This is a genomic window from Paralcaligenes ureilyticus (genome assembly GCF_004346225.1).
Lineage (GTDB): Bacteria > Pseudomonadota > Gammaproteobacteria > Burkholderiales > Burkholderiaceae_B > Paralcaligenes > Paralcaligenes ureilyticus.
The window spans coordinates 147,808-166,337 of the sequence record NZ_SMAJ01000006.1; the positions used below are offsets into that span (position 1 = coordinate 147,808).

The following is an 18,530-nucleotide window of genomic DNA, read 5'->3' on the forward strand; positions in this document are numbered from 1 at the left end:
CAAATTTCCAGAAAACAAGATAAAGAGCTCAGTAGCTTACTGCAAGTTCATAGAGCTTGCTTTCGACATGGCACCCACAAGGGGTGCCGCTACCGAAACCCTGCCTATTTCGCCACCGCCGTGACAATCGGATCGTCCAACAAGGCGTAGCTGCGCGAATCGGGCAATTCGTAATGCCACCATTCCGTATTGATCGAGCGGAACCCCGCCCGCAACATGATGCCCAACAGGAGGCAGCGATTGCGCTGCACACCGGCGGCCAGATCATTGCGGTCGTGGTGCGAACGGTCTTCCATGGCGTCAAAGCCAGTGCCCATGTCCAGGGCCGCGCCCTTTTCATCAAGCAGAGTTACGTCAACGGCCACGCCACGGGTGTGATTCGAACCCAGGTTCGCATCGGCAATATAGCGAGGGTCGGGGCACAGGGCCCAAAAGATCTGTTGCGCGCGCGGCGGGCGGTAGGCATCAAACACCCTGAGCCGATAGCCGGCGCGCTGCGCGGCAAGCGCCGCTTTAAGCAAACAGGCAGCCGCCTGCGGCCGCAACGCGCAGCGCGCCTGTGCATAAACCGGGCGGCCCGCTAAATTATTGGGCGTCGCGTAAACCAGGTCTATGTCGACCGGATGAGTGGCGGGCGTGATTTCAATCAGCTCGCTCACGCTGGCGGCAGGAGAGACGAGCGACGATTCAGGTAGCGCATCGGCCGTCATGGCGTTGTCGAAACTGCTGCTGTCTTTCATCCGTTCCTCGTCGGTTGTTGCCTTTTGTTGATTCTGTATTTGAGGGTATCGGAGGTAGCACCCACAAGGGGTGCCGCTACATTCGACCTACACTCCATACTCACCACCCCAACCTACTTATCGCGGTCGCGCTTGTCACGGCGGACGATATGGGTCAACCACCCCAGCAGCGTGAGGGAACAGGCCACGCCCACGACAAAAATCACCAGAACAATTACGGTATCAGTGGCCATGATCAATCTCCTTGTCCAGGCTCATGAAGTCATTATCGCTGATAATCACCTTACTTACCGTGTGGAAGGCTTGCTTGATACGGCCCGATTCCCACCCTGAAACGATACACCAAGCGGTATGAATTGCCATTCCAGGCCAATTGATGAATAATTGTATATACAAACACCTTCATGCGCCGACCACGAACGCCTATGCCGCCTGATTCCGACCCTGCTGCCACTCCCTTTCACTTCGAATTGATCGCCGCCCGCGACTTGCGGCCCATGCCATGGAAAAACGGCGGTGGAGTCACCCGCGAGATCGCAAGCCACCCCAATGCAGCGACGCTCGATACGTTCGTCTGGCGCATAAGCCTGGCCGATGTGGCGCAAGCGGGGCCGTTTTCCAGCTTCAGCCATATCGACCGCACCCTGGTCGTAACGCGCGGCGGCCCCATGGTTCTCGTCAATGACGACACGCATGAACAACACAGCCTGCCCTGCTGGAAACCGTACCAATTCAGAGGTGAAACGAGCATCACCGCTCAGTTGCCTAGTGGCCCGACGCAGGATTTCAACCTGATGACAAGACGGGGCGCTTGCGTCGGGCAGTTAGACTTGCGGGAAGCCGCGCAAACCCTGAATCTGGAACCGGACAGCACGCTTTTGCATTGTGCGGCCGGATCGTTCACGATAACTCTGTCTCGGCCGACGCCGGCCGCCTACACGCTGCAAACCGGCGATACGCTGCATATCGTTCTTGCCCGGCACGCGGCTTTGACACTGACCATAAAGCCGAACCAGCCGGACTCACGTTTGATCGATGTGCGCTTGCGCATTCAGGGGAACGCACCATGACAGGGATTACTCTATGGACCCACGCGAGACTCGCACCAACCGCCAATCCAGAACATATCCTCGAAAATGCCACCATAGCCGTGCGCGATCAGCGCATTGAGTGGTTCGGCGATTCGGCCCAATTGCCCGCCGTCTACCAAAGCAACTCCACTCACGTGCATAGTCTGGGCGGCGCGCTGGTGACTCCGGGCCTGATCGACTGCCACACGCATCTGGTGTACGGAGGAAACCGCGCCGAAGAATTTGCGCTGCGGCTCGCGGGCGCAAGCTACGAAGAGATTGCCCGGCAAGGCGGCGGCATCGTGTCCACGGTGCGCGCCACGCGCGCCGCCAGCGCAGATGAGCTTTTCGCTTCAGCCCTGCGCCGGCTCGACGCACTGCGTGCCGAGGGCGTGACCGCCATCGAGATCAAATCGGGCTACGGGCTGAATTTGGAGAGCGAACGCAAAATGCTGCGCGTCGCCCGCCGTCTGGGACAGGAACGGCCAGTGACCGTTGCCACCACTTTCCTGGGCGCGCATGCGCTCCCACCCGAGTACGCCGGCCGCGCCGACGACTACATAAACCTGGTGTGCGAAGTCATGCTGCCGGCCCTGGCTGAAGAAGGCCTGGTCGATGCCGTAGATGTATTCTGCGAGCGTATAGGCTTTACCCTGGCGCAATCCGAACGGGTATTCCAGGCCGCCGAACGATTTCAGCTGCCGGTCAAGATGCATGCAGAACAACTATCCTTGATGGGCGGCACAGCCCTGGCGGCCCGCCATAAAGCGCTGTCGGCCGATCATCTGGAGTACCTTGATGAAGCCGGCGTAATCGCCCTGCGCGATGCCGGCAGCGTAGCGGTATTGCTGCCCGGCGCCTATTACTTTATACGCGAAACGCAGCTGCCGCCCCTGGCCCTGCTGCGCCGCCACCGCGTACCCATCGCCATCGCCACCGACAGCAATCCGGGCACTTCACCCACCACCTCGTTGCTGCTCATGCTGAACATGGCCTGCACTTTGTTCAGGATGCCGGTGGCCGAAGTGCTGGCAGGCGTCACAACTCACGCCGCGCGCGCACTGGGCCATCCCGATGTATGCGGTGAAATTGCGATAGGTGCACCGGCCGATTTCGTTGCCTGGAACATTCAATCTTTGGCCGAACTGGCCTACTGGAGCGGCCTGGATCGCTGTACGCTGGTCGTGCGCCACGGCCGAATTGCGCTGGACAAACGGATGATCGCATCATGACTGACCCGATTTCAACGCACGCGGGCGGATCCCTCTTCACGACACATGCCCGCTTGCCCAATGGCTGGCAGCCCGATGTACTGCTGCAATGGGACGAACACGGAACGCTCGCCACGGTGCGCAGCCATACGTCGGCGGACACACTCAAAACGATTCCGCAATTGCAGCGCGCGCACGGGCCTATTCTGGCCGGCATGCCCAATCTGCATTCACATGCGTTCCAGAGCGCCATGTCCGGACTCACGGAATACCGCGCCCAGGCCGCCGACAGCTTCTGGAGCTGGCGCGACCTTATGTACCGTTTTGCCGCGCGCATCTCGCCCGAGAGCATGGCCGCCATCGCCCATTGGCTGTACATCGAAATGTTGAAAGCGGGCTACACGTCGGTCTGCGAATTTCATTACATACACCACCAACCCGGCGGCGAACGCTACGTCCAGCCTGCCGAAATGTCGCAGCGCCTGGCCGATGCCGCCGAGCAGGCGGGTATGGGCCTGACCCTGCTGCCCGTGCTGTATCAGTACAGCGGTTTCGGCGCGCAGGCGCCGCGCGAGGACCAGCAGCGCTTTCTGAACACGCCAGAGCAATTGCTGGCCCTGCTCGAAGACTTGCGCCGCAGTCATCCCGAAACGGTGCGGCGGCGCTACGGTGTCGCGCCTCATTCCCTACGCGCCGTATCGGGTGCGACGCTGACGGAACTGCTCAAGGGAATGGACCGTCATTTCCCCGGCGCGCCCATACACATACATATCGCCGAACAAATGGCCGAAGTCGAAGCCTGCGTGGCAAGCGAAGGCGCGCGCCCAGTGCGGTGGCTGCTGGATCATTTCGCGGTCGATCAACGCTGGTGCCTGGTGCACGCGACGCACGTGGACGCGGGCGAAACGCAATCGCTGGCGCGCAGCGGCGCCGTTACGGGGCTATGCCTGACTACTGAAGCCAATTTGGGCGACGGTATTTTCCCGACCCATGATTACCTGATGGCCGATGGGCGTTTCGGGCTCGGGTCGGATAGCCATATCGGCCTGGACTGGCGCTCGGAGCTGCGCCTGCTGGAATACGGACAACGTCTAACGCGCCACGAGCGCAATGTGCTCGCATCGGCCCAACACGCCCAGGTGGCAGACCGGCTATTCGACGCCGCAACGCAAGGTGGCGCCCAGGCAAGCGGTCGCGCCGTCGGATCGCTTGCCCTCGGGCGCCAGGCCGACTTTATGGTGCTCGACCCCGATCATCCTCACCTGGCCGAACAGCACCCCGACGCCTGGCTCTCGGGCATGGTTTTTAGCGAACGCAGCGAAACGCCCATACGCGATGTTTACGTCGCCGGCGCCCGGCTCGTGCACGATCGGCGCCATCGCGACGAGGAACAGGCCTATGCACGCTACCGCCAGGCGCTCTCGAAATTACTGCAATAAGGAAAATGGATCATGAATAGCCCCACCGATATACCCGTCTTTACCCTGGCCCAAGGATCGATTCCGTTATTGGTGTCCATCCCGCATATGGGCACCCGCATTCCGGACGATATCGCCCATGGCATGACGCCCGTGGCGCAACGCTATGACGATACGGATTGGCATCTGGATCGTTTATACGGCTTCGCGAAAATATGGGGCGCTTCGATTCTGCAACCCAGCTATTCGCGCTATGTCGTCGACCTGAACCGCCCGCCCGACGGCGCCAACCTTTACCCTGGGCAAGACACCACGGGCCTGCTGCCGGTGGACACCTTCGACAAGCAAGCGCTGTATGCGCCCGGGCGGGAGCCTGACCAAGCCGAGCAGCAGCGGCGCCTGGATCTGTACTGGAAGCCCTACCATACGGCGCTCCAGCAAGAGCTGGCAAGGCTCAAGGCCATACATGGAAGGGTATTGCTATGGGAAGCGCACTCCATACGTTCGCATGTGCCGCGGTTTTTTGAAGGCCGGCTGCCGGACTTCAATTTTGGCACGTCCAACGATGCCAGCACTCCCGTTGGCCTGGCCGAGGAATTGGCAGACCGGGCCCGGCAAGACGGCCGCTACTCCGCCGTCGCCAACGGACGCTTCAAGGGCGGCTACATTACGCGCCATTACGGCCAGCCAGCCAACGGCATATATGCGGTGCAGTTGGAACAGGCGCAGATCACCTATATGGATGAAAGCCATCCCTATGCCTACGCCGAAGAACGCGCCAACGCCGTCGAGCCCGTGGTGCAGGCCACGGTTGAAATCGCGTTGGGTTGGTTGAAGAAGGGTTTGTAGATATTGTTTTGATTGCGGGCGATGGTGGCGGTCCTTGTTGTAGCGGCACCCCTTGTGGGTGCCATCCATCCCCTCAAACCCTCAAACCGCCGAACTAAAAAACGCCTCCTGCCCGGCAATCAACGTTTCGTCCAGCACGCAGGCGCTTAGCGCCTCGATATCGGGCGCAAGCAAACGATCCTCGCTATAGAACGGGACGGCCGCGCGAATCAGGCCGTGCACGCGTTGCAGCGGCGCCGAGGTTTTCAAAGGCGCATGGAAATCGATCCCCTGCGCCGCGCACATCAATTCGATTCCGATGATCGTGGCCGTATTCTGCACCATATCGATCAGGCGCCGGCCGGCAAAGGTGGCCATGCTGACGTGGTCTTCCTGATTGGCCGAGGTCGGCAGACTATCGACGCTGGCCGGATGCGCCAGCGATTTGTTTTCCGAAGCCAGCGCAGCCGCCGTGACATGCGCAATCATGAAGCCCGAATTCAGGCCCGCGGAAGGCACCAGAAAAGGCGGCAAACCCGAAATGCTGGCGTCGATCAGCAAGGCCACGCGGCGCTCGGCCAGGCCGCCGATTTCGGCAATGGCCAGAGCCAGAATGTCCGAGGCGAAGGCGACCGGCTCGGCATGAAAGTTGCCGCCCGAAATGACCCGATCCGGCTCGCCGTTTTCTCCTGGGAAAATCAAAGGATTATCAGTCACCGCGTTGGCCTCGATCAACAGGGTCTGCGCCGACTGCCGCAACAAGTCGTGCACGGCGCCCATTACCTGCGGCTGGCAGCGCAGGCTGTACGGATCCTGCACTTTATTGTCATTGAACACATGAGACTGGCGGATTTCGCTACCTGCCAGCAAGCGGCGGTACAGATCGGCGGCGTAGATCTGGCCCACCTGGCCGCGAATCTCGTGCACGCGCGGATCGAACGGGGCGTCGCTGCCTTTGGCGGCGTCGACGCTAAGCGCCCCTGCCAGGACCGCGTTGCGAAACAGAATCTCGCCCAGGAACAAGCCGTTCAAAGACAAAGCGGTCGATACCTGAGTGCCGTTGATCAGCGCCAGACCTTCTTTGGCGGCCAGCACAATCGGCGTAATGCCTGCCTGCCGCAAGGCCTCGCGCGAGGCCATTAACTGGCCCTTGAAGTAGGCACGCCCCTCGCCGATCAGCGAGAGCGTCATGTGCGACAAGGGCGCCAGGTCGCCCGACGCGCCCACCGAACCCTTGGCGGGTATATACGGCACGATCCCCGCGTTATACATCTCCAGCAGGGTCGCGACCACGACCGAGCGGATACCCGAAAAGCCGCGCGCCAGGCTACCCACTTTCAAGGCCATGACCAGGCGCACCACCTCGGCGGGCAGGGGCTCGCCCACACCAACCGAGTGCGAAAGAATCAGGTTCTTCTGCAGCGTTTCAAGGTCCTCATCCGGAATATGCGTCTGCGCCAGTTTGCCAAAGCCCGTATTGATGCCGTAGGCCGCATCACCCTGTTCGATGATTTTCCTGACGATGGCCGACGACGCATTCATAGCCTCGATGGCATCGCCGGGCAGCGACAACTCCACCTGGTCACGCCATATTCGGCGTATGTCTTCGAGGCTGAGTTTTCCGGCTTGAATCAACAGGGTGGATTTCATGGCGAGCTCTTGATCTGTAACGTGTTATCGGAAAAAATGATTTGAAGAACCGGGCTACTTGATCATCGGCAGTTTCAGCCCATAGTCTTTGGCGGTTTTGATCGCCAGCTCATAACCGGCATCGGCATGGCGCATTACGCCGCTGGCGCAATCGTTGACCAGAACACGGGCCAGGCGCTCGTGCGCGGCATCGCTGCCGTCGGCCACAATCACCATGCCGGCGTGCTGGCTATACCCCATGCCTACGCCGCCGCCGTGATGAAACGACACCCATGAAGCGCCTCCTGCCGTATTGAGCAGCGCATTCAGCAAAGGCCAGTCGGACACCGCGTCGGTGCCGTCGCGCATGGCTTCCGTTTCGCGATTGGGGCTGGCCACCGAGCCGGTGTCCAGGTGATCGCGGCCGATCACGATCGGGCCTTTCAATTCACCGCTTTTGACCATATCGTTAAACGCCAGGCCGGCCACATCGCGCTCACCCAGACCCAGCCAGCAAATTCGCGCGGGCAACCCCTGGAACGGAATGCGCTCGCGGGCCATATCCAGCCAGCGATGCACGGGCTTGTTTTGCGGAAACAGCTCTTTGATTTTCCGGTCGGTTTTATAGATATCTTCGGGGTCGCCCGACAAGGCTACCCAGCGGAAAGGCCCCTTGCCCTGGCAGAACAGGGGCCGGATATAGGCCGGCACGAATCCAGGGAAATCGAAAGCGTTCTTGACGCCTTCATCGTAGGCCACCTGCCGGATATTGTTGCCGTAGTCGACCACCGGCAAACCCATGCTCTGAAAATCCAGCATGGCCCGCACATGCGCGGCGCAGGAGCGCGCCGCTTCGGCTTGCAGCCGGGCATGCTGGCTCGGGTCTTTTTGGGCCGATTTCCACTGCTCGACGGTCCAGCCGATAGGCAAATAACCATTGACCAGATCATGAGCGGAGGTCTGATCGGTCACCAGGTCCGGACGCAGGCCGCCTTGACGCGCACGGCGCACCAGCTCGGGCAACACCTCCGCGGCGTTACCCAACAAACCGACAGAGACCGCTTCTTTGCGGGCCGTGTGATGGGCGATGAGCTCAAGCGCCTCATCCAGATTGCGAGCCTGTTTATCCAGATAGTGGGTTTTAAGGCGAAAGTCGATGCTCGACTGCTGGCATTCGACGGTTAGCGAACACGCGCCCGCAAAGCTGGCTGCCAAAGGCTGGGCGCCGCCCATGCCGCCCAGGCCAGCCGTCAGAATCCAGCGCCCCTCGAACGTGCCGTCGAAATGCTGGCGCGCCGCTTCGGCAAAGGTTTCATAGGTACCTTGAATAATGCCCTGGCTGCCAATGTAGATCCAGCTGCCCGCCGTCATCTGGCCATACATGAACAGCCCGGCGCGATCCAGTTCGTGAAATTTCTCCCAGTTAGCCCATTTGGGCACCAGATTGGAGTTGGCAATCAGCACGCGCGGCGCGTCTTTGTGGGTCTTGAACACCCCTACCGGCTTGCCCGACTGGACCAGCAACGATTCGTCTTCCTCCAGGTTTTTTAGCGTTTCGAGAATCTTGTCGTAGCACTCCCAGTTGCGCGCCGCCCGTCCGATCCCGCCGTACACCACCAGATGCGTGGGGTTTTCGGCCACCGCCGGATCCAGATTATTCTGGATCATGCGATAGGCCGCTTCGGTAACCCAACTCTTGCAACTCAGTGTGGAACCGGTCGGCGCATGGATTTCGCGGCCGGCATCGTAGCGCGGATCATGATCGATGGCGGCAATTGAGTCTTTGGACACATTCTTCTCCTGAAATATTGGGCGCGCTATTTGGCCATCTCTGGGGGCCCCGCTTCACCCTGAAACCGAAATCAGCCGACAAACCGCTTGATTTCTTGTAAGCTCAAGTTGTAATGTATAGGCAAAGTGTCAATTTGTCTATACATTTAAACAGGATTTTGTTAAATGACGACACGTCAAGTTTTTTGGGAGACACCATGCGTCACAAACGCGCCGTTGCAGCCATCACACCCAGCTTGGCCCAGCCGGCTTACCAGCAAATTAAAAACTACGTGCTCGAACACATTCAGAACGGCACCTGGAAAGAGGGTGATTTGATTCCGACCGAACTGGCGCTGTGCGAAACGTTCAAGGTATCCCGCATGACCGTCAATCGCGCGCTGCGTGAACTGACCACCGATCAGCTGCTGGTGCGCTACAAAGGCTCGGGCACCTACGTGGCACAGCCCAAGTTCCAGTCTACCCTGATCGAAATCCGCAGTATTGCGCAGGACATCCGCGATCGCGGCCATCGTCACTCCAGCAAGGTTTTGCAACTGGATTCGGTTCGCGCCAATGATCTTCAGGCGCGGCGATTCCAGATCGCACCTGGCGCGAAGCTGTTTCATTCGGTGATCGTGCATTATGAAAACGATATTGCGATCCAGGTGGAAGACCGGCTGGTGGACGCCGCGGTGGCCCCCGATTATCTGGAGCAGGACTGGCAGGTCCTGACGCCCAACGAATACCTGATGAGGGTCGCGCCTCTACCTAACGGGCAATACACCATCGAGGTTAAATTGCCCACCAAGGAGATAGCAGCGCAACTGGATATCCCCATGTCGCAGCCGTGCCTGGTCATGGATCGGGTCACGTTTTCGAACCGCGCCTTTACGTCGAACGCGTGCATGTGGCATCCGGGAAACCGCTACAAGTTCGCCGGCAAGTATTAGCGACGGGCTACGTTTGAAATCTTGGCAAACATGGCACCCACAAGGGGTGCCGCTACAAAAAACGTGCACGTGAATGTAGCGACAGGCCTTGTGCCTGTCATCGATGCAAGATGCCGCCTGTCAACACACATCTACGACGCAAGCTCGATCACCACAGAACCCACCGGCCGCGAACAGCACAACAGCACCTTACCCTCGGGCGGCGGATCGAGCGGCTCCTCGAAATAATCAACCTCACCGGCCACCAAGGTGGACATGCAGGTATTGCAAAGCCCCGCGCGGCAGTTGTAATTGGGGCTCAAACCTGCCTGCTCGGCCAGATCCAGCAAGGAAGGGCAACCATCGTCCCAGGGTACGGTTATGCCGGAGGGGCCGAATTTCACTTGGATGGCACCGGATCCATCTCCGCCCGATTCAGCGCCGGAAGACGCCTGCGCATCCCGTTCGACGCTTGTGCCAGACACGTCCTGATCCGTTTCCAGCACGGTGGCGGGTCCGAAAAATTCATAATGAATCCGATCTGCTGCAATTCCCAGCCCGCGCAACAAGCGCCAGTTGGCCTGCATAAAAGCAGGCGGTCCGCACAGATAAACGTCGTAATCGTCCAGCGGCAACAAGGTCTGCAGAGTTTCGCGATTGATCAGGCCTGTACTCTGAAAACGAGGCCGCTCCCGGTCTTGTACCGTTGGTTCGCGATAACAGAAATGAACGCGGACGCCCGGACGTTGCCGCGCCAGCGCGGCGACCTCGTCGGCAAACGCGTGTACTTCGCCGTTCTCGCAGGCATGCACAAAATAGACCGGGCGGCTGGATGCCTGCACCAAACGATGCAGCATGCACATCATGGGGGTCAGGCCTACGCCGCCGCTCAAAAGCAACACCGGACGCCCGGAATCTTCAGCCAGCACGAAATCACCCACCGGCCCGGCGGCCGTCAAGGTATCGCCCACTTGAACGCGGTCGTGCATATGGCCCGACCCCACGCCCGGGGGCAGCTCCGGCCGATCACGGGGCGGCGGTTCGCGCTTGACCGAAACCCGCAAGGCGCCCGGCGCGGCCGGGTCGCCCGAAATACTATAGTGGCGCAAGATTTTCGCACCGGGTGCATCCAGGCGAAAAATCAGGTGCTGACCGGGGTGGTAGGCAGGCACGCCCTCTCCTGACACGGGGGCCAAAACCAAAGACGTAATGACCTGGCTTTCAGGTATCTTGGCAAGCACCATGTAGTCACGAAAGACTCGGTTGGACGCCGCGACGCCATCATCCATATCAGGCTTCCTGCAACGCCGCGGATGCCTTGGCATGGCTGCTCGAGGCCTCTGCCGCAGCCTGTTCAGCCTGAATCATTTGCTGCAGCTTGCGACGAAACCGCAACGGCCCGGAATCCAGAGGCAAATCGAGTTTTGACGGGCTTTTCGCCATGCCCGCATGCACCGCCGTCAATACCGCGCGGTCTTCCTCGAAAGCGTGGCGCACATCTTCCGAAAACTGGCGCGACACGTTCTCATCGTCGGGACTGAAGTTGCGCATCTGGAACCAGTAATAGCGGGTTGTGGATTCGTCGACCGGCGTCATGAAGTTATACGAATCCATCAGGAACACATCATCATGGAAAGGCTCCGAGTCGGCGGCAGTCCCGGCCGGTGTGAAGATCGCCTTGATGATGGCATTCGAGGGGAAGTACACCTCATATTGCTGCTTGCGATCGCAATGGCCCGAAAATTTGACGAACTTGGCATAAAAGGGCGCCACCTCGACATCGCGCATCCAGCGCGACACCACGACGCCGTCATCCTTGACCTCGGTTTGCAAAGGAACACCCACGATCGCCGCATTGCCAAACGAGGTCTGATGAACCCAGGACACATGCGAGGGATCCAGCAGATTGTCGGTGACGTATTGATAATTGCACTGCACCGTCATCGCATCGCCACGATTCATACCCCAGGCGGGGTCGCCCCAGTGATTCACCTTGATGATTGTGGCGGGATCGGCCAGGGCGGCCTCTCCCATCCAGATCCACACCAGCCCATAGCGTTCGGCCGTAGGATAGTGGCGCACGAAAGCGGCTTTCGGGATATGCGCCACACCCGGCGCACGCACACAACTGCCCGAACAATCGAAGGTCAGGCCGTGGTATCCGCACTCGACCTCGTCGCCCAGCAAACGCCCCATCGACAGGGGCAGCTTGCGATGCGGACAGGCGTCTTCAAGCGCCACAACCTGCCCATCCTGCTTGCGATACAGAAGCACATCTTCGCCCAGAATCCGCGCTGCATGCAAAGCACGGCCCACCTCGCCTTCAAGCGCCGCTACATACCATGCATTCTTTAAAAACATGTCAACCTCCTTGGAGCCGGGCACGCTTCACGTCCCTGATTGCCGATTTCATTCACGCCATAATAAAATAAATAATTCTACGATAATATTAATTATTGTTTAGAATATCTAAAGTATCTGGAGCGAAAAATTGACGGACATAATCGCTGTTGGTTGACGGCCGCAAGTTGATTATCGGGGTTTTGGCAGCCACGAGGGCTGCCGCTACAAAACGCACCTGCCGCTCATGTAGCGGCACCCCTTGTGGGTGCCACATCACTGGCTCGCGCCCCACGCTTTGCCTTAACCGGACAAAATCATGGACAAGCTCCCACCCTTGCGCGCGCTGCAGATTTTTGAAGCCATAGGCCATAGCCAGACCTTGGCCGAGGCGGCCAGGCGGCTGCAGATCACCCCCGGCGCGATCAGCCAGCAAATCAAACTCCTGGAAGACGCTTTGGAGGCAAGCCTGACATTCAAGGATGGCAAACGCCTGCGCCTCACAGCTGCCGGCCTGCGCTTTCACGAATCCTGCACACACGCGTTCGAATTACTGCGCGAGGCCCAAGCTGAGCTGGACCGATCGAAAAGCCAAAGCAACCTGTCGCTAAGCGCCCTGCCCTCATTACTCAAAGCGTGGCTGGCACCTCTGGTATTCGAGTGGCAAGACACGCACTACCCAGACCTGACGATTCAGTTCAAAGGCAGCCACTCCGAACCCGCCAACGATCTTGAAGATATCGATTTCCGCATCACCTACGGCAGCGATGCCAGCGCAGCGTCGCAGAACTCGCTGGAACTCTACACCGACCTGGTGGTGCCGGTATGCAGCCCGGGCCTGATCGCCCCGAAAAAAACGCTGAAGAACCCAAGGCAGATACTGGACTACCCCTTGCTGTCGACCGATTGGCAACCCAAATTTACATCGCCGCCGTCATGGCAGGACTGGTTTTCCGCCAGGCAGGTCGACCACACCGGAACAGCCATCGAAAGTCACAGAATTTTTTCCCTGTCGCACATGACCATTGAGTCGGCCATTGCCGGGCAGGGGTTTGCGCTGGCGCAATGCTCCATGATCGGACGGGATGTGGCTGCGGGCAGGTTGGTCATCCCGTTTAAACAGGCGTTGCCTCTGCCCTGGCCGTACATCCTGAAATGGAAGCACAACGCCTTCGACAAGCCTCACTGCCGCGCCTTCCACCGCTGGCTCGCCGCACGCGGAAAGCTGCAGGACGAATTGAACCGGCAGATGTTGGCGGCATAGGGGGGTAGGCGAAGATGGCACCCACAAGGGGTGCCGCTACAAAAACGTATCCGTAAATTACGTAGTGGCAGCCCTTGTGGCCGCCATTCTTTCATAATGTAGCGGCAGCCCTTGTGGCTGCCATCAACCATAAATCAAGCCACCACCCGCTCCCATCACACATCAATAACACGATGTTTATTCAGGCCGCCTTGCGCATCCAGGACGCGCTTGATTTGCTGCATGACCAGGCGTTCGCTGGCGCCACGGCTGTATTTCAGGAATGGTTTCTTGATCCGCCCGATGCCGTGCTCGGCCGATATGCTGCCCCCGACACACTGGACCTCGCCATACACCAACTCTTCAATGGCCAGAAGATCGCCAGGCGCATGCGGCCCCGTTGATAGATGCAGATTGCCATCGCCAAGATGGCCAAAAAACAGATTCCGGGCGCCAGGATAAGCCTGCGACAAGCGAGCGCCGACCACATCGATAAACCTCTGCATGGATTGCAAGGGAATGCCAATATCAAACGCCAGATAAGGCTGCATGGTGCGCAGGATTTCGCCGATCGAACCCCGAAACTTCCATAGCGAGTCAGCCTGTTCCTGGGTCTGCGGGATGATCACGTCCACCACCTGCCCACGTTCCAGCAGATCGCCCAGAAAATCTTCGAGGGCCGACGCTGATTGCGACGAGCCGCCGCTCTCCGTTTCGAGCAGAATATAAATGGGGTAGCGCGCTTCGAAGGGAGGCGTTTTTTTCAGCACCTGGCCGGCGGCAACCAGATACTCCCGCCACATGACCTCGAACGAAGACAACTCCGGCAAGCGCGCGCGCGCCGCCTTCAGCACTTGCGTGATCCGTTCGAAATCGTTGACGGCGGCCAGGGCGCTATAGCGGCGCAAGGGTCTGGGAAACAAGCGAAGCACCACGCGTGTAATAACGCCCAGTGTGCCTTCCGTACCGATGAACAGATGTTTAAGATCGAGCCCGGTATTGTTTTTAAGCCCCTTGTTCATCATTGACAACACTGTGCCGTCGGCCAGTACAACTTCAAGTCCCAGGACCAGTTCGCGCATGGTGCCGTAGCGCAACACGCGATTGCCGCCCGCATTGGTGGCCACGTTGCCGCCAATCTGACAAGAACCCCGCGCACCCAGATCCAAAGGGAAATACCAGCCCTGCGCCTCGACCAGGGCACACAAATTTTCAAGCACGATGCCTGCCTGCACGGTAATCGTGCCGCCCACGGTATCGAACTCCTCGACCTGATCGAGAAGCTCGAGCGATATCACCACGTCGTCTTTATCGGGTATTGCACCGCCAGCCATGCCGCTGCGGCCGCCCTGAATGGTCAGGGCCCGGTCCTCCCTATGGCAGGCCCGCACGATGTCGGCGACCTGCCCGGGAGTCGAAGGGCGAAACACCAGGGACGGCTGGCCGTCGCATCGAACACCGCTATCGTCGTGCAGATAGCGTTCCAGGTCGTCGCCTGGACGCAAGCACGATATCAATCCACTTAGTGCCTCAAGGGTTGGAATCGCGGAAAGGTTTTGCATGGTTTTACCTGATTATTTATCCAGAGAGGAGCGATGTGGCAGCAGTGGATGTTAGTGTTTCGATGCGGGACGATGGCACCCACAAGGGGTGCCGCTACAAAACCCGTCGTGCGGATCCTTGACGAACACGACGGTGTTTGCAAAAACGCGTACGTGAAGTTTGTAGCGACAGGCCTTGTGCCTGTCATCAATGCAAGATACCTATTTTCTTGTCGAGGGTTTGCCACCCACAAGGGGTGGCGCTACAGATGGCGCCACCTATCACCCTCGAAGAACGCTGGCCATTGCATCAGTGAAGTAATCCATATTATGCGTGTTGAGCCCAGGCACGCTGATACGGCCCGAATCAATAATATATACCCCATGCTTTTCACGCAGCGCCTGCAATTGCGCCGTGGACAGGCCTGTATAGCTAAACATGCCGCGCTGGGTGACAAAGTAGCGTGAATCATAAGCAGGCAGCTTGGCTGACAGTTGCTCGTGGGCCTTTTGCCGCACAGAGGCGATGCGCGTACGCATCTGCGCGACCTCATCTTCCCACAAGGCATACAACTCGGGGTCGTTCAGGACGCTGGCCGTGACTTGCCCGCCATGCATGGGCGGATTCGAGTAGATACGGCGCACAATGGCCTTAAGCTGTCCCAGTACGCGCTCGGTCTCATCGGGCGATGAGCACACTACCGACAACCCCCCGCAACGTTCGGCGTAGAGCGAGAAATTCTTGGAGAAAGAATTGGCCACCAGAAACGACAGACCCGCGTCGGCCATGGCACGGACCGCGTAGGCATCTTCTTGCAAGCCGGCGCCGAAGCCCTGATAGGCGATGTCCAGGAAAGGAATCAATTCGCCGGCCGCCAGCACCGGAATCAGTTGCCGCCACTGCTCGGGCGACAAATCCACACCGGTCGGATTGTGGCAGCAGGGGTGCAGCAAAACAATACTGTGTTTGGGCAAAGCGCTTAGCTGACCAAGCATTTGATCAAACAGCAGGGCCTTAGTCTCGGGGTCGTAATACGCATAGGTATGCGTCTTGATGCCCGCGCCCTGGAATATCGCAAAATGGTTATCCCAGGCCGGGTCGCTGATCCACATCTCGCTGTCGGGATACGCAGCGTGCAAAAAGTCGCCGCCCACTTTCAGGGCGCCGGTGCCGCCTACGCTTTGTATCGTGGCCACGCGGCCGCTACGCAATACTTCGTGATTAGCGCCAAACAGCAGTTTCTGCACAGCGCTGCGATAAGACGCCAGGCCTTCAATAGGCAAATAGGGGCGCGGCTGCGGATTTGCATTGCGGCGCGCTTCGGCCTCTTGCACCGTTTTCAGCAAAGGAATGCGGCCTTCATTATCGTAATACAGGCCGACGGTCAGATTGACCTTTTGCGAACGTGGATCCTGATGAAAAGCCTCGCCCAGACGGAAGATCGGGTCGCCGGCGTACTTTTCCAAATGCTCGAACATAGTGACTACTCTTTGTTATTCCGAAATAAAAAAACAGGTCAAGAAACGCGTGAGACTGTCAGACATATCTCAGGCCATCGCAGAACCTGTTTCGACCGGCTCCGCCGAACGCGTCCAGAACGCATTGCGGTCGAGGTAATTCTGCAAAAATTGCTGCAGGCGCGAATTATTCGGATCGTGAAAAATCTCCCGAGGCGGCCCGCTGGCCGCGATCTCGCCCTTATCGATAAACACAACTCTATCAGCCACCTGCGCGGCGAACCCCATTTCGTGGGTCACCACCACCATTGTCATTCCTTCGCGCGCCAGCGTCTTCATGACCTGCAACACCTCGCCCACCAACTCGGGATCAAGCGCCGACGTGGGCTCGTCGAACAGCATGATATGCGGCTCCATGGCCAGGGCGCGCGCAATGGCCACACGTTGCTGCTGGCCGCCCGACAGACGTATTGGATAGGCATCGGCCTTCTCGAGCAGGCCGACCTTGTCGAGCATGTGCAAAGCCCGCTCGCGAGCCTCGCGGCGAGGCAGCTTTTTAACCCGGACCAACGCTTCGGCGACATTGCCCGCGGCGGTCATATGCGGCCATAAATTGAACTGCTGAAAAACCATGCCCACATGACGGCGTACCCGGTTGATCTCCGCCAGAGGCGCCCGGACCCGCACCCCATCCCGATCGACGTAGCCCAGCAACTCGCCTTCGATCAGCACCTCGCCCCCGTCGTACTCTTCGAGAAAGGCCAGCGAACGCAGCAAGGTGCTTTTCCCTGAACCCGAGGGACCGATAATGCAAGTGACTTCGGACTTGCGCACACCCAGCGATATATTGTTCAACACGCGGGCCGGGCCATAGCTCTTGCTGACGCCGCGGGCCTCAACCAGATATTCCTGCACATTCGCGGCGGTGTTCAGATTCATTGCGTCTCCAGATGAGCGAACTTGCGCTCGCTTAACGTACCAAAAAACGGCTCATGCGCACTTCGGCCCAACGGCCCAGGCGTTCGGTAACACCGATCAGCAGCAGATAACAGACGCATAAAATCAGCGTCGTTTCAACATAGGAAAATTGTTCGGTGCCTATTTGCGTCAGCACCGCCGTCAATTCGGGCACGGTCACCACCGACAAAACCGCTGTTTCCTTGCTCAGGATAATGATCAGATTGATCAGTGCCGGGGTGATGATGACCAGCATTTGCGGCAGTTGCACGCGCCATACAGTGGCCAGGCGCGAAAAGCCCAGGCATTGCGCGGCCTCGATGTGGCCGCGCGGCACCGACATGAACCCGGAGCGGAAACACTCGGCGAAATAAGCGCTGCCATACAGGCCCAACGCCACAATGCCGGCGGTCATGGCCGACAATTCAATGCCTATTGAAGGGCCGCCGTAATACAGAATAAACAGCTGGATCAAAAAAGGGGTAGTGCGCAGCACCTCGATATATACACGCAAAACGGCACGTACCCAGCGTCCGCCAAACAACTGCAGCACGGCAATCAAAAAGCCCACGGCAAGACCCAGGACTACGGCCCCGCCCCAGGAGGCCAGCGTAATCATGAAGCCATGGATAATATCGGGCCAGTAGTGACTCACGATGTCCATATTGAATCGCATCGTCAGGACCGCCCGTAACGTTGTTCAGCCACATGGCCGGCCAGGGACAGCACGCCATTTATCACCATATAGACGCAGCCAGCGGCAATATAGGTTTCCAGCGGCATGAACGTGCTTGCCGCCATGTTTTGCGCCGTGCGTGTAATTTCGGCCACACCCACGATCGAAATCAGCGACGAGGCCTTCACCAGCAAAATCATTTCGCTGATGAGGGAAGGCATGGTGAGCTTCAACGCCTGCGGAATTTCGATTCGCACCAGCGTATCGAAACGCGAGAAGCCCAATAGTTGCGTGGCTTCAAGCTGCCCCTTGGGAATGCCCAGGAACCCGCCGCGCAATATTTCACCCAGATAGGCGCCCTCGCACAGCGAAATGGCCAGCGTCGAGGCCACGACGGGCGACACGTTAATGCCCAGAAATGGCAAGAAATAATACGCCACCATCAACTGGACCAAAAGAGGGATGCCGCGGAAAACAAACACATAAAGCGCGCCCGCCTGCTGCCAGGCCGCGTTTGAAGAAAGGCGGGCGCTGGCCACGCCGATCGCCAGGATATAACCCACGCACAAGCCCATGAATGAGATGAGAATCGTCATTTCCGATGCCTTGATCAGCAAGGGAAAGGAATGGATCATGGTAGAGAGGTCAAGCATAGGCTTTCTGTGGTGATAGGCTGCGAGCCCCGGCAGGCCCCACGTATCCGGCGGGTTTACCGCA

Annotated in this window: 16 protein-coding genes; 6 read left to right on the forward strand and 10 right to left on the reverse strand. The window is 58.9% G+C overall.

Features of this window, described 5'->3' with window-relative positions; genetic code table 11:
• Positions 1-104: 104 nt before the first annotated feature.
• Positions 105-710: a D-alanyl-D-alanine dipeptidase gene (gene ddpX / locus EDC26_RS10240; protein WP_132582324.1), complete on the reverse strand. Its 606-nt coding sequence runs from the start codon at positions 708-710 to the stop codon at positions 105-107.
• Between the two features lie 455 nt (positions 711-1,165).
• Between ddpX and EDC26_RS10245 the strand changes: the two genes are divergently transcribed.
• From EDC26_RS10245 to hutG, 4 genes are read left to right on the forward strand one after another with little or no spacing between them, the layout of a single operon-like run.
• Entirely contained in the window at positions 1,166-1,810 is a 645-nt protein-coding gene (locus tag EDC26_RS10245; protein ID WP_132582184.1) for a HutD/Ves family protein, read from the forward strand.
• Positions 1,807-3,042, forward strand: a complete 1,236-nt coding sequence (gene hutI, locus EDC26_RS10250) for an imidazolonepropionase (RefSeq protein ID WP_132582186.1) — start codon at positions 1,807-1,809, stop codon at positions 3,040-3,042. The genes EDC26_RS10245 and hutI overlap by 4 nt, the downstream gene beginning before the upstream one ends.
• Positions 3,039-4,460 carry a formimidoylglutamate deiminase gene (locus EDC26_RS10255; RefSeq protein WP_132582188.1) on the forward strand — a complete coding sequence of 474 codons (1,422 nt, stop codon included), beginning with the start codon at positions 3,039-3,041 and terminating at the stop codon, positions 4,458-4,460. The genes hutI and EDC26_RS10255 overlap by 4 nt, the downstream gene beginning before the upstream one ends.
• Before the next feature lie 12 nt (positions 4,461-4,472).
• Positions 4,473-5,288 carry an N-formylglutamate deformylase gene (hutG, locus tag EDC26_RS10260; protein ID WP_132582190.1) on the forward strand — a complete coding sequence of 272 codons (816 nt, stop codon included), beginning with the start codon at positions 4,473-4,475 and terminating at the stop codon, positions 5,286-5,288.
• Positions 5,289-5,369: 81 nt separating this feature from the next.
• Here hutG and hutH read toward each other — a convergent pair whose 3' ends face one another.
• Positions 5,370-6,917, reverse strand: a complete 1,548-nt coding sequence (gene hutH, locus EDC26_RS10265) for a histidine ammonia-lyase (protein ID WP_132582192.1) — start codon at positions 6,915-6,917, stop codon at positions 5,370-5,372.
• Positions 6,918-6,971: 54 nt separating this feature from the next.
• Positions 6,972-8,687 (reverse strand): urocanate hydratase, encoded by a 1,716-nt coding sequence (gene hutU, locus EDC26_RS10270; protein ID WP_132582194.1) that lies wholly within the window; start codon positions 8,685-8,687, stop codon positions 6,972-6,974.
• Between the two features lie 197 nt (positions 8,688-8,884).
• Between hutU and hutC the strand changes: the two genes are divergently transcribed.
• Positions 8,885-9,619, forward strand: coding sequence for a histidine utilization repressor (gene hutC, locus EDC26_RS10275; RefSeq protein WP_132582196.1), 735 nt, complete (start codon positions 8,885-8,887; stop codon positions 9,617-9,619).
• A gap of 131 nt (positions 9,620-9,750) precedes the next feature.
• Here hutC and EDC26_RS10280 read toward each other — a convergent pair whose 3' ends face one another.
• Together EDC26_RS10280 and EDC26_RS10285 are read right to left on the reverse strand one after the other, a co-directional pair.
• Complete coding sequence (locus EDC26_RS10280; protein ID WP_132582198.1) at positions 9,751-10,887, reverse strand: 2Fe-2S iron-sulfur cluster-binding protein; 1,137 nt, start codon at positions 10,885-10,887, stop codon at positions 9,751-9,753.
• 1 nt (position 10,888) lies between these two features.
• On the reverse strand, positions 10,889-11,959 hold the full coding sequence (locus EDC26_RS10285; RefSeq protein ID WP_132582200.1) for an aromatic ring-hydroxylating dioxygenase subunit alpha: 1,071 nt from the start codon (positions 11,957-11,959) through the stop codon (positions 10,889-10,891).
• 298 nt (positions 11,960-12,257) lie between these two features.
• Between EDC26_RS10285 and EDC26_RS10290 the strand changes: the two genes are divergently transcribed.
• Complete coding sequence (locus tag EDC26_RS10290; RefSeq protein WP_132582202.1) at positions 12,258-13,202, forward strand: LysR substrate-binding domain-containing protein; 945 nt, start codon at positions 12,258-12,260, stop codon at positions 13,200-13,202.
• Positions 13,203-13,357: 155 nt separating this feature from the next.
• Here the strand turns inward: EDC26_RS10290 and EDC26_RS10295 are convergent, their stop codons facing one another.
• From EDC26_RS10295 to EDC26_RS10315, 5 genes are all read right to left on the reverse strand, one after another.
• Positions 13,358-14,743, reverse strand: coding sequence for an FAD-binding oxidoreductase (locus tag EDC26_RS10295; protein ID WP_132582204.1), 1,386 nt, complete (start codon positions 14,741-14,743; stop codon positions 13,358-13,360).
• 261 nt (positions 14,744-15,004) lie between these two features.
• On the reverse strand, positions 15,005-16,201 hold the full coding sequence (locus tag EDC26_RS10300) for an amino acid aminotransferase (RefSeq protein ID WP_132582206.1): 1,197 nt from the start codon (positions 16,199-16,201) through the stop codon (positions 15,005-15,007).
• Positions 16,202-16,270: 69 nt separating this feature from the next.
• Positions 16,271-17,119: an amino acid ABC transporter ATP-binding protein gene (locus EDC26_RS10305; RefSeq protein WP_132582208.1), complete on the reverse strand. Its 849-nt coding sequence runs from the start codon at positions 17,117-17,119 to the stop codon at positions 16,271-16,273.
• Between the two features lie 31 nt (positions 17,120-17,150).
• Positions 17,151-17,801: an amino acid ABC transporter permease gene (locus EDC26_RS10310; protein ID WP_243700875.1), complete on the reverse strand. Its 651-nt coding sequence runs from the start codon at positions 17,799-17,801 to the stop codon at positions 17,151-17,153.
• Between the two features lie 14 nt (positions 17,802-17,815).
• Positions 17,816-18,466: an amino acid ABC transporter permease gene (locus EDC26_RS10315; protein ID WP_132582212.1), complete on the reverse strand. Its 651-nt coding sequence runs from the start codon at positions 18,464-18,466 to the stop codon at positions 17,816-17,818.
• Positions 18,467-18,530 lie beyond the last annotated feature (64 nt).